Raw genomic sequence first — 12790 nt, forward strand, 5'->3', positions numbered from 1 at the left:
TATTTTTTTGAAATACGAGATTCATCAAATGTGTGCCAACGTTTACGTATAAGAATAGTTGCGGTTTTGTGTGCGAGGATTTTCCGCAGGAAAATCAGACGTAACAAAATTGCAACGACTTTTGGTTAAGCACTAATCTAGCAATTATTTTTATACATTGTTGCCATTAGTTTTTTATTTCAGTCGTCGTAATAATCTCCGTCTTCCCAATCTTTTTTCCCAAGATAATCTCCACAAAAATTATAACGATTAATAGGTTTAACTTTATCCACATTTTTGCCGTGACTGAAAATCCAAATTTCATTTCCGACAATTTTTATGCGATTAAATTTTCTTGCGTCAGAAGCATCCATTGAACTTATAAAAACTGATTTTTTTTCAAAAACTTCATTTCCATTTTGGTCAATAATTCGGTCAGTCACAATTACTTTTTTGTGTTTTAAAGTCCAGAATAAAAACTTGCGTTTCTTTTCAATTCGTTCCGTTTTCAGAGTTACGCTTTCAATTCCGCAATCAATTTTTTCGGTCAGAGTTTTGTTTTGTATTTCAAACGTTTTTATTCCGCTATTCAGATTAATGAATACGAAAATCAGACTTAATGAAACTGAAAACATTGAATTTATTACGGTCATTTTAAATTAATGGCAACGGCTTCGGCTATGATTAGTACGGGAATAAATAGGCGATTAATTTCCGATTAAGCACTTAGCCAAAACTTTTTATTTTGTTTTAATTTTTCATTTTTAAAGCCAAATCAAAAGATTTGGCGGACTTCATAAAAATACGCTAAACTTTGGATTAAACACCAAAACCCGTATTAATTATAGCCATTGTTGTAACCAGTTTTTCATTTTGGGATATCTTACTTTAAATTCTTCCTCACTTAATTTGATTCCATTAAAATCTGGTTTTGTCGATTCTAATGTCATATTTTTCTTAAGTATAAAAACTCTGTCCGTATAACTCTTATTTGGCTTGAATGGTAATAATTCATTATGAATCAAAGTAGAATCAAACTCAAGTTGATATCCATTTATCCAAGCTATTTTGGCATATCCCATAGCTGGCTGAGATATCAAGTCTTTATAAAAAGCTGAGTCTCGATTCCTTTTCTTATGTTCTTTTGTAGCTAAAGTATTTATAGATTCAAATACTAAGTCTTTATTTTTCTCAAGAATTCCTTTGAAAAAATTATAGTCAATTTTTAAAGCAACATTTTTTTTCATTTTGAGAAAAATATTATCCATTATTTTCAGATTCTCATCGAGGGCTTGATAGTCCTTATTCATCGATTTAATTATTGTATCGATATAAATATGACTCTTGCCAACTTTGACTAATTCTTTGTATGTTTTATTTTTTTTAGGTCCACTTCTTATAGTGTAATCTATTTTGTTAAAAGAATTTATAACCTCTAAGTTGTCTGATAAAATTGCATATAATGGACTATTACGTTTATAACTAAATATATCCTTATTGAAGGAACATTCTTCTAAATCTATTTTTGCACAATTAGAGAATGCTTCTTTACTTTTTTCGATATTTTTTTCAATCAAAAATTCATACCAAGCCTCAGATTCAAAAGACTGCCAAATCATATTCAATCCATTTTTGTAAATGAATTCTTTACTATTATATTTCTTTAGTCTTTCTTGACCTCTCCTATATGATTCTTTTAATTCTTGCAATTTTTTTGGAATTGGTTACAACGGCTTCGGCTATGATTAGTACGGGAATTAAAAAGCGATTAATTTCCGATTAAGCAACTTAGCCAAAACTTTTTATTTTGTTTTAATTTTTTCATTTTAAAAGCTAAATCAAAAGATTTGGCGGACTTTATAAAAATACACTAAACTTTTGATTAAATACCAAACCCCGTATTAATTATAGCCAATGTTAGCAATAGTTATTTTTCAACAACTATTACGATGGTTACTACAAATATCCCTTGAGTTTTTTGATTTAATATTACTCTATGATTTGAGGTTTCAAAAAGTTCACGACCTCCCTTATCTTCAATGTTCATATTTATGAAATTTAAATCAGCCAATTCTTTTCTATAAGTTTTGATTAAATCATCACTTATCACACAAGCAATTTCGTTTTTTTCTGTAATTTGAATTCTATCTCTTTGTCCTTTTACCCAGGTATTATTTTCAGTTTTTTTCCATTCAGGGTTGATTTTCTTTAGATGAATGTTTTTGTCACTTACACTCAATAAAGAGATTATTTCATTTATTTTAATCTCATCATAATCTATCTTTACAGTAGGGATAATATTAATCATTTCAGGGTTTTCTTTTGAATACATAAGTTCAATGTTTTGTCCCTTATAATAATTTGAAATGTCATTGACGTTTTGGTCAACAATAAGTTCTTTTCCTTCTTTAGTGCTAAATTTAATGGTCAATGAGCTACTTCCTCCACCTTTTAATCTCTGAAAAGAAGTTAAATCTATTATCTCACCAGTAACTTTATGTCCAGATTCTTTGATGTTACCTTTTTTTTGGTATGAAAAGTTGATGAAAAAAACAAAATACATTACTAATCCCGGTAATATAAGTAGTGGAGTATATTTATATTTCTTTATTCCTGAGTATTTTGTTTTAACAACATAATCATTCCAGTTTTTAAAATTAAAAATAGCTTGAGCTAGTAAAATTGTAAATATTACTCCTCCTATACCAGCGATTATAAATGGAGATTTGTTATAAATTTCTAAAGGAATTAAGTAATAAAATAGGATAAAAGTTATTATTAATAATATTATCCAAAGTACTTTTATGTTTTTCATATTTTAAATTATTGCTAACGTGTTTGTGTATGAGCAGTAGCGGATTATGTGCGACAGCCTTTCGATTAGCAATATACTTTATTAAAATGAAAAACGGTTTAAGTAATTACCTAAACCGCTATTACTTATACACGTTGTTGGCAGCTGGGCTTTTTTACGTCATTATTCGTGTTCAAAAAATCGCTTGTTCATTGTTGAAATTACATTTTCTATTCCATCTTTTCTCAGCCATTCATATTCTAATGTTGAAAGATTGCCAGCTGTGTAGTGTAATTGCTTTTTGTTGTCTGTCGCAGCTTGGAAAACTACATTGGCAATGGTTTCAGGTGTATCTTTTTTTGCATTTGAATCTGCTTTCATTGCCGTGATGTATTGATTAAAAACTTCCTGATAATTTTGATGAGAAACCATTTGTGCATTATTTCCAAAGCTAGTTTGCATATAAGCAGGAACAATTGTTTTTATATTGATTCCAAACTCATTTAGTTCGTAGCTCATTCCTTCCGTCCACGTTTCCAATGCTGATTTTGTTGCTGCATAAACTGCTACAAACGGATACGGAATATTAGCGGTTGAAGATGTAACAGTAATAATCGTTCCGCTTTTTCTTGCTCTGAAGTAAGGAAGAAATGATTTTGTAACGAGTATTGTTCCTAAGAAATTAGTGTTGATCTGTCTTGTTAATTGTTCATCGCTAGCCCCCTCAAAAGCTCCCATAAGTCCATACGCTGCATTATTGAATAATACATCTACAGGACTTATTTTTTCTGCTTCAGAAGCTACTTGAGCAATTTGCTTGGCATTATTGATGTCCAACTTCAAAAGATGAATGTTTGGTAACTCAGTAAGTTCTGTTTCTTTTTCGGGATTACGCATTGTAGCAATTACCGTCCAACCATTTGCCGCAAATAATTTGGCAGTTGCTTTTCCTAATCCTGCTGATGCACCTGTAATAAAAATTGTTTTGTCCATTTTCTTTATTTTTTAATATAAATTGATGGTACAAAAGTGCGCAGATTAGAAATGAACCTATTTACCATATGGTAAAATCAGTTTAGCGAATATTTTTTCTTATTCTACTCAACGACTGTTGTGTGATTCCTAAATATGAAGCGATGTATGATAAGGGAATGCGATTGACAAGTGTTGGATATTTTTCCATAAATTCCAGATAACGTGTCGTTGCATCTTGTGAAACTAGCGGACTTACTCGTTCCAATTTTTGCGCAAGTGATTTATTCGTAATCTTTTGAATAATATGTTCCCAATCAATTATAGTTTCAGAAATTTCTTTCCAATCTTTGTTAGAAAATACAAGTAGCTTACAATCTGTTGCAGCCTGTATATATTCCGTTGAAGGTGCATTATTTAAGTTGAAAAGAAGATGGTTTTCTTCAATGAAAATTTTAGTGATTTCTTCACCTTTGTTGTTGTAATAACAAATACGAATAATACCCTCAATAATAAACCCGACTTGTTTCAAAACTTTTCCCGCTTCTGCAAAATAGTCGTCTTTGTTAAGTTCGATTTCTTTTGCTTTGCTTGTAATCAAGTCAATTTGCTGTTTATTCAAATTACTATATTGCAAGATGTACTCTATAAATTCTTTCATTACTGCAAAATAATATATCCTTGTTTTGCGTCATTTACCATTTGGTAAAAAGTGTATTTCTGTCGTTTTCGCCTTGCTGCCAACGGTCTCGTATATGGGTAGTGTGGGATTTCGAAGGCGATAGTTTCGAAATTCGCACGACTGCAAACGAGCCTTAATTTTATTTGTTAGTTTCGTTCATAAATATAATTATTGCGAGTGAGATAGAGGAACGAAACTTTAAATATTTCCCTAAACCCCGCATTACCTATATACATTGTTACCTAGCGTATTTTATTCGTTATTTTCTCGATAGCCTCGTCCGTTAAATCTCTTAACGTCATAATATGGTCCGTTTCTGTTTCCCAAAATTCTTTCGGTTCTCTCGCAGAATCAAAAACATTTTTTCCTCGAAAGAAGGGAATATCTCTGTCTATTCGGCTGTGAATAATTAGTTTCGGAATGTTTTTTATATATGCAATGTCTCTAACAGCAACGTAATCTTGATTAAAGTCTTCTGGACTTTCTTCAGCTTTTTCTTTTAGATATTCAACAGGTGCATAATCAATCGCTAAACTTTGAGCTGATTCCACAGTTCCGTCCAATACTAATAAATTTACTCTATTTTGATTGTCTTTAGTAATTTTTACTGCCATTTGTCCGCCTAATGACAGTCCATAAACGATTGTTTTTAAACTATCTTTTGTAGTTTTCCGAATAAAGTCTTGAAAAGCTATTTCCGTGTCCTTCATTACTCCTTTGTAATTAGGAATTCCAGTTGATTTTCCATAACCTCTCCAATCTAAAGCATAAACTCCAAATCCGTTTTCGATTAATGGCTTAATCAGACTTTTATAAGAACTCACGTTTCCGCCAGCTCCGTGAACTAAAAAAATATTTGCTTTTTTATTTCCAGTTGCCTTAAATTCATAAGTGTATATTTTTATCGAGTCCTCAATGTTTAAAATAGATTCAGAATAATCTATATCGTCCATATTAGCCATTTCTTTGGTTGGGAAATAGTATAATTTTGACTCGTCATTATTTACAATTGCTTTTATCATAGGGTTAGTTTGATAAAAATATGTTCCGATTCCAATTCCAATTAAGATTAGGATTAAAAAAGTCCATCCGATGATTTTCAATATTTTTTTCATTTGTACAAAGTTGATTTCATATGGTAGGTAACGGTCGAGGCTATGAGTAGTTGCGTGGGTTAGCACGTAACTTTGCAAGTACATACCAAGTTGGAAATTCTGCAGGAATTTCCAAAGTAGGCGAGAACAAGCAATTACTTATAGCCATTGTTGTGGTGTCGTTTTTTTATGCAGACATTGGTTTGACATTAATTTGCCCGCCAATCGCTTTCAAAACTTTCATTATTGTTCCAAATTGAGGTTTTGCTCCGTCGGATAAAGCTTTGTACAAACTTGGTCTGCTCATTCCTGTTTTTTCCGCAATTTTGGTCATTCCGATTGACTTGGCAATGTTCCCAATTGCCACAATTAAATCAGAACTGTCTCCATCTTCGAGAACAGTATTCAGATATTCAGCAATCATTTCTTCGCTGTCTAAATAGTCCGCTATGTCAAATTTTGTAGTTGCCATTTTATTTGTCTTTTATTCTGTTCCAGATTTTTTTTGCTTTTTCTATATCTTTTTGTTGGGTCGATTTGTCTCCGCCAATTAAAAGAATAACAATTTTATTTTCTTTTTCTTTAAAATATACTCGATAGCCTTTAGCATAATTGATTCGCATTTCACTAATTCCGTCACCAACAGGTTTACAATCACCAAAATGTTCATCGGTTTCGAGTTTCTGAATTCTAAAGAGAACTTTTGCTTTAGCTCTGATGTCTTTTAGCTTTCTAATCCACTTATCAAATTCAGGTGTCTTTTCGGTTATTATCATTTATAAAATGTATCCATTTAGATACAAAATTACATTTTTTTTTGGTTTATAAAAAGTAAAATTAGATTTATTCTAGAGTTCCGATAAAATGCACCACAACGTGTTTGTATAAGAAAAGTTGCGTGTTTGTGTGCGAGGATTTTCCGAAGGAAAATCAGAAGCTAGCAAACGAGCAACTAACTTTGGTTTAGCTAAAACTAGCAATTTTTTTTATACGGTGTTACCTGTAGTTATTTTTTTCTATACACTATTAAATTATACTTAAATTCAGTTCCATCACTTTCTAAAAGTTCAAATACTTTCAATTCCGTTTGAGTGATTTCCGCAAATTCTATTTCGTTTTTTGTAAATTCTATTAAAGAACCAGATTCTCTTAATTGTTCCAAAAGACCTGGCGCAAGTTTGTCAATCGGAACATTGTATCTCGGTTTGTCATAAGTCATTCTAAACAACTTAAATTCTCGGTCATATTCCCATTTTCCAGATTCACAATTATCGGGATTATCGCAACCAATTAATTCATAAGTTCCGTTTTTTTCAATTCGCATACTAGGTCGCCAAATAACTTCATTAGCAGTAATTGTGTCATTTATAAAATGTGTAATTTCCGATATTGTTTTTCCATTACTATCCGTTAATTTATCAAATTCCCAAGTTCCAATAATCAGTTTCTCAATTTGTTCTGCGCTTTTCTTTGTTTTTGCATCATCTATTAATTCCAAGTAAGTTTTAGATGACTGGCAATAAGTCAAAATTGGAAAGAATATAATTGCAAGCAGGATGTTTTTCATAATTACAGGTAACGTGTTTGTATAAGAATAGTTGCGGGTTTGCGTGCGAGGATTTTCCGAAGGAAAATCAGATGTAGCAAACACGCAACTACCTTTATTTTAGCACTAAACCGCAATTATTTTTATACGGTGTTGTGGTGCGTTTTTTATTTCTTTTTCCATTTTTTAAATCCGACGACATCATCTCTTATTTCTTTTTTCCATTCCTTTCCATATTTTTCAGTCAGATAGTCGAAAATTTTCCAATTATATTTTTCCATACATATTTCAGATGGTTGAATACAACCATAATCGTAAAATGAAACTTTAAATTTTTTCTCAAAATCAACATCGGTAAGAATATGCACTGGCGCAATTCCACCAGCGAGTAATAAAATCGGATGTCCATTTTTAATATCAGATTCAGCGAATTCAATTGCTTTGTTGCAATCAGTATCCTCACTGAAAATCAGATTGCCAATATTCCTAAATTTTTCTCTTTCAGATTCCGAGTTTTGTCCGTAACCTATAAAACAGGAAATTATTAAAATCAGTGTTATAATTTTCATATAATTACGAATTTCTCAAATGCACCACAACGTGTTTGTGTATGATTAGTGGCGTGTTTAAGCACCTAATTTAGCAAATAAAAACTGGATAGAAAATCCGCAAGGATTTTCGTAAGTAGGCGAGAACCAGCCATTAATTATACACGGTGTTACCATACGTTTTTTTATTCCGTTTTATTTAATTCAGATGTTTTCACAACAATTGTATTTCCCCAAATATCTCCTAATCGTTGATTTTTATCTGTATTTTTTATTGTTATAATTCCGATTAGTCCAAAAAAGAACATATCTATTGGGTCAAGTAAATGTCTTGTAAAAGATTCTCCAAAAGTCAGTTTTCGGTTTGTTCCGTTTTTCGGAATCGCTTTTAGTCCGACTAATGAATTTCCGATTGTTGCTCCGAAACCAATTTCAAGTCCAACAGTCATAATCAGCCAAAAAATAATTGGTATTAATCCAGGCAAACCATTTAAAGAATATCCACCTTCATCATTCGGTTCTCCCAATGTGAAAATTAAAAAGAAAGTTACTCCGTAAATTATTATATAATCTACTAATCCAGCAACAAATCGATTTCCAATATTCGGTTCAGTTTTTATTTGTATGGTTTGTCTTGATTCGTTCATTTAATAATCTGTTGCAATTATAAGATTTGGTTTTTCTCCAACTTCTATTTTTCTATAGTTTACAAAAGCTCCACATTCCAAGATTGCATTAAACAATTCAGGAACGTTTTCTTTTAAGTATTTTCCGTTTTCAATTTGTAAAATGGTCGGTTCATCAGATAGTTCGTCAACGCAGTCAATCCAAGCATCCATATTTTCTCCATAATAATCTGGAAAGTGCATTTCTTTTTTAAATTCAGCGTGAAATGTCTTCCAATTTTTTAATCTTTTCCCTTTAATTATGAATGTTTGCATTTCGTTCTTAAATGTATGGTAACGTGTTTGTGTAAGGAACGTTGCGATTTTGTACGCGAGGATTTTCCGCAGGAAAATCAGCAGCAAGCAAAATTGCAAGAACCAAACGATTGAACTAAAATAAGCAATGTTTTTTACACGGTGTTATGTACAGGTTTATTTTCTTTCCACCATAAGAGTAAAAACCCATAGTTCTACATGTATTTTTAACCTTAAATATCAAAATAGGTAGTAGATATTTTTAGAAGGTTTAAGGGTTCAGATTTCAGCTCAAACCATTGGTTTATTATGTTTTTGTCGCAAAAAAATATACCTGGGAAATCTCTTTTACCAATATGACTTTCTCAAAGTTCAGATTATTTTAAAAATCCGTCAAAACTTAGAGTTTGCTATATTTTCGATGTAGAGAATGTTTTTAGGAAAGTTAAAATTCAGAGTGGTATTTTGCAACATTTTTTATTCCGCTAGAGTGAAATTCATAGTGTGTTTTTCAATTCAGCATTTCAATTTTTTCCTTACTTAGAAATCTAAAAACTTTAAATTAAGTAGGATTTTCATTGGTTTGGGAACTTGTACATAACGTGTTTGTATAAGATTAGTTGCGTGTTTTAAGCACCTAATTTAGCAAATACAAACCGAATAGAAAATCCGCGAGGATTTTCGTAAGTAGGCTTGCACTAGCAATTAATTTTATACAGTGTTAGCAGCTGACTTTATTTAAGTTTGTCTAATCTTTCTTTTGCTTTTCCTAAAATTTCATCACTAAATAACATTTTATACTTTTCTTTAAGGATTATACTTTCAATTGTTAGGTCAAGTCTGTCTATTTCGTATAGTTTTATTAGTCCAGAATGCAATTTGTCAGTTCCTTCTTTAATTAGTCGATTAGCAGCTCCAATTGCTCCGTAACTATATATTTGATTGAGAATGATTGATTTATTAATCTTTGCGCCAGCTTTCAATGACAAATCGATTGAATCAATTAATTCGGTGTGTAATTCGTCTTCTAGTTTTATAAACTCATCCTCTTTCGTGTCTGTTAGTAATCCGTTTTTACTTAATAATTTTTCTCTGTCATAATTAGTGACTATTTCTTTTAAATTTTTAAATCTAATTGAAAACTGTTTTAATAGAATTGGGTCGTCGCTTTGAATTACAAATTCGTGATTGAAAAATTCAGCCGAATTTGTCCAATTATATGAGCCTGCTATTAATTTAGAATTGTCAAAAATTGCAAATTTATCGTGTAAAAATTTTCCGCTTTTTGTAGATAAAATATTTATTTCTCCACCTTTTTTTATAAACTCGTTATAATTTAACCTTTGATTTTCAAAATGGTCACTTATAATTATTTTAACAGAACAACCTTTCTCAAGTTTATCAGTTAATTGACCCAATAAGTCTTTACTTGTGAACCAAGCAACAGAAATTTGAATGCTATCTTTCGATTGTTCGATATTCTTCTGTATTTTATTCCTAATTTTATTGAAAGATGCGGTTGTCATAGTTTGCTGCTAACGGTCTCGTATAACCGTCAGTTACGGGTTAATATGCGTTAATTTTCGGTTTATAACTGGCTTTAGCAATTCCGAGTGGATTCGGACGTAGTCGAATCCGCCGTAATTGCGGTTATACATTGTTAGCTACAGTTTTTATTTGTCTATTAATAAGTTTGTCAATTCGTCTTTTGTTTTCTTGCTGTAATAATGAAGGGTATAAATTCATTAAGACATTTACAATCATTATAGTCAATCCGAATAATAAATTGTGAGTAAAACTTTTATAAACAGCAAAAAAAATCACGAAAACAAATCCAATGAGATGGCTTATTTCAGCAAGAGTCATTTCTTTCCGTATTTCAGTTAATTCCACTTTTTTGTTTTCAAGTTTTATTTTCTGATTAAAGAACTTGAAAAAGCTGTTTTTTACAATCCATTTAAAATACCCGATTCCGATTTTTTTATTCAGATTTCTGCTCACAATAAAATTCAGGTTTGATAATTTTTCGTAGTATTCCGTTTTCACAAGAATACTATTCAAAATCATTCCGACAATCCAAGATATAAAGGATATTGATATTCCAAATGTTAAATATTTAATCATAAACTTTCTTGTTCTGTCAAATTGTAGCTAACGTGTTTGTGTAAGGAACGTTGCGATTTTGTACGCGAGGATTTTCCGCAGGAAAATCAGCAGCAAGCAAAATTGCAAGAACCAAACGATTGAACTAAAATAAGCAATGTTTTTTACACGGTGTTATGTACAGGTTTATTTTCTTTCCACCATAAGAGTAAAAACCCATAGTTCTACATGTATTTTTAACCTTAAATATCAAAATAGGTAGTAGATATTTTTAGAAGGTTTAAGGGTTCAGATTTCAGCTCAAACCATTGGTTTATTATGTTTTTGTCGCAAAAAAATATACCTGGGAAATCTCTTTTACCAATATGACTTTCTCAAAGTTCAGATTATTTTAAAAATCCGTCAAAACTTAGAGTTTGCTATATTTTCGATGTAGAGAATGTTTTTAGGAAAGTTAAAATTCAGAGTGGTATTTTGCAACATTTTTTATTCCGCTAGAGTGAAATTCATAGTGTGTTTTTCAATTCAGCATTTCAATTTTTCCTTACTTAGAAATCTAAAAACTTTAAATTAAGTAGGATTTTCATTGGTTTGGGAACTTGTACATAACGTGTTTGTGTAAGGAACGTTGCGATTTTGTACGCGAGGATTTTCCGCAGGAAAATCAGCAGTAAGCAAAATTGCAAGAACCAAACGATTGAACTAAAATAAGCAATGTTTTTTACACGGTGTTATGTACAGGTTTATTTTCTTTCCACCATAAGAGTAAAAATCCATAGTTCTACATGTATTTTTAACCTTAAATATCAAAATAGGTAGTAGATATTTTTAGAAGGTTTAAGGGGTTCAGATATTCAGCTCAAACCATTGGTTTACTATGTTTTTGTCGTAAAAAAATAAACTTGGGAAATCTCTTTTACCAATACAACTTTCTTAAAGTTCAGATTATTTTAAAATCCGTCAAAACTTAGAGTTTGCTATATTTTCGATGTAGAGAATGTTTCTAGGAAAGTTAAAATTCAGAGTGGTATTTTGCAACATTTTTTTATTCCGCTAGAGTGAAATTCATAGTGTGTTTTTCAATTCAGCATTTCAATTTTTTCCTTATTTAGAAATCTAAAAACTTTAAATTAAGTAGGATTTTCGTTAGTTTGGGAACTTGTACATAACGGTTTTGTGTATGATTAGTGGCGTGTTCCACGCACCTAATTTAGCAAATAAAAAACGAATAGAAAATCCGCGAGGATTTTCGTAAGTAGGAGAGAACCAGCCATTAATTATACACGGTGTTCTACGCAGTTTTTATTTTCGGTTTTCAATTATATTCTTTTCAGTTTTCAGAATTCTCTTGGTTATTTTTCCACTTATTGAGTCTATTGAATATTCTCGTGTTTCTCTAAATTCTATTAAAAATTCATTTTCTTTTATTGCGTTATTGTCATATCCGCTTTCTTCTTTAATTCTGTATTTTAAATCTCCGATTTTTATTGGATTAATATTCCAAAAATCTTCTCCATCTCCACCAACTTGATAAAATACAAAACTCGAAATTGGCTTAAACTCGGGTTTTTTAAATGTAAAAAGATGAAGAGCGGTTTTGTAATCATATAAGTCAACAAATGCAATAGAAACAATATGATTATTTTCAAATACTTTGCATTTTGGTGAAATCAGGTCAGCTCGTTCAAATTGCAAACTGTCCTTTTTTTCAAGTCCAAAAATCCACTTTTCAGTTTCTGGGTCAATTAATTTGTCCGAATAATCAGAATTCTCAAATTCTGCCCAAAGATGGTTAAAATTCAAACAGTTACTTTTCAAATCCGTAAGTTTAGATTTTAACCTCTTTTCCGTTTCAATTTGTTCTTCAGCTTGGTTGTTTTCTATAATTTCTGTTGAATTTTTTGGCTGATTTTTAGATGTTTTAAATTCCGTTTTCTTTTCAACTTCATTTTTGCAGGAAGTTAAAATCAAAGTTAGAATTATTATTTTGAGTAAGTTTTTCAAATTGCGTAGAACGGCTTCGGCTATGATTAGTGCGGGAATAGGGAAGTAAAGGCTTTCCGATTCAGCACTAAGGCGAAGCATTTTGTTTGCTTTTATTTTTTCTTATTCAAAAGTCAAATCAAAATGATTTGACGACACTATAAAAATA

15 protein-coding genes are annotated in these 12790 nt (G+C 30.9%); all 15 read right to left on the bottom strand.

Features of this window, described 5'->3' with window-relative positions; genetic code table 11:
- Positions 1–179: 179 nt before the first annotated feature.
- Positions 180–614, bottom strand: coding sequence for a hypothetical protein (locus FNB79_RS12120; RefSeq protein ID WP_143381552.1), 435 nt, complete (start codon positions 612–614; stop codon positions 180–182).
- 207 nt (positions 615–821) lie between these two features.
- A complete protein-coding gene (locus FNB79_RS12125; protein ID WP_143381553.1) occupies positions 822–1688 on the bottom strand; it encodes a hypothetical protein in 867 nt (288 codons plus the stop codon).
- Positions 1689–1906: 218 nt separating this feature from the next.
- Positions 1907–2794, bottom strand: a complete 888-nt coding sequence (locus tag FNB79_RS12130; protein ID WP_143381554.1) for a DUF3592 domain-containing protein — start codon at positions 2792–2794, stop codon at positions 1907–1909.
- A 162-nt stretch (positions 2795–2956) separates the two neighbouring features.
- The gene (locus FNB79_RS12135; RefSeq protein WP_143381117.1) at positions 2957–3766 is read right to left on the bottom strand and encodes an SDR family oxidoreductase; all 810 of its coding nucleotides are present in this window, start codon (positions 3764–3766) and stop codon (positions 2957–2959) included.
- An 82-nt stretch (positions 3767–3848) separates the two neighbouring features.
- A complete protein-coding gene (locus tag FNB79_RS12140; RefSeq protein WP_143381118.1) occupies positions 3849–4406 on the bottom strand; it encodes a Crp/Fnr family transcriptional regulator in 558 nt (185 codons plus the stop codon).
- 263 nt (positions 4407–4669) lie between these two features.
- Entirely contained in the window at positions 4670–5530 is an 861-nt protein-coding gene (locus FNB79_RS12145) for an alpha/beta hydrolase (protein WP_185967770.1), read from the bottom strand.
- Between the two features lie 178 nt (positions 5531–5708).
- The gene (locus FNB79_RS12155; protein WP_143381557.1) at positions 5709–5993 is read right to left on the bottom strand and encodes an addiction module antidote protein; all 285 of its coding nucleotides are present in this window, start codon (positions 5991–5993) and stop codon (positions 5709–5711) included.
- Position 5994: 1 nt separating this feature from the next.
- Positions 5995–6297 carry a type II toxin-antitoxin system RelE/ParE family toxin gene (locus FNB79_RS12160; RefSeq protein WP_143381558.1) on the bottom strand — a complete coding sequence of 101 codons (303 nt, stop codon included), beginning with the start codon at positions 6295–6297 and terminating at the stop codon, positions 5995–5997.
- Positions 6298–6527: 230 nt separating this feature from the next.
- Positions 6528–7049: a hypothetical protein gene (locus tag FNB79_RS12165; protein ID WP_143381523.1), complete on the bottom strand. Its 522-nt coding sequence runs from the start codon at positions 7047–7049 to the stop codon at positions 6528–6530.
- A 185-nt stretch (positions 7050–7234) separates the two neighbouring features.
- Positions 7235–7636 (bottom strand): FEKKY domain-containing protein, encoded by a 402-nt coding sequence (locus FNB79_RS12170; protein WP_143381559.1) that lies wholly within the window; start codon positions 7634–7636, stop codon positions 7235–7237.
- 164 nt (positions 7637–7800) lie between these two features.
- Positions 7801–8262, bottom strand: a complete 462-nt coding sequence (locus FNB79_RS12175) for an RDD family protein (protein WP_143381560.1) — start codon at positions 8260–8262, stop codon at positions 7801–7803.
- Positions 8263–8556, bottom strand: a complete 294-nt coding sequence (locus tag FNB79_RS12180; protein ID WP_143381561.1) for a barstar family protein — start codon at positions 8554–8556, stop codon at positions 8263–8265.
- Positions 8557–9269: 713 nt separating this feature from the next.
- A complete protein-coding gene (locus FNB79_RS12185) occupies positions 9270–10061 on the bottom strand; it encodes a phospholipase D-like domain-containing protein (protein WP_143381562.1) in 792 nt (263 codons plus the stop codon).
- 124 nt (positions 10062–10185) lie between these two features.
- On the bottom strand, positions 10186–10659 hold the full coding sequence (locus FNB79_RS12190; RefSeq protein WP_143381563.1) for a glycosyl-4,4'-diaponeurosporenoate acyltransferase CrtO family protein: 474 nt from the start codon (positions 10657–10659) through the stop codon (positions 10186–10188).
- Positions 10660–11940: 1281 nt separating this feature from the next.
- Positions 11941–12723, bottom strand: a complete 783-nt coding sequence (locus tag FNB79_RS12195; protein WP_143381564.1) for a hypothetical protein — start codon at positions 12721–12723, stop codon at positions 11941–11943.
- Positions 12724–12790: the final 67 nt, after the last annotated feature.

Source organism: Formosa sediminum (assembly GCF_007197735.1).
Classification (GTDB): domain Bacteria; phylum Bacteroidota; class Bacteroidia; order Flavobacteriales; family Flavobacteriaceae; genus Formosa; species Formosa sediminum.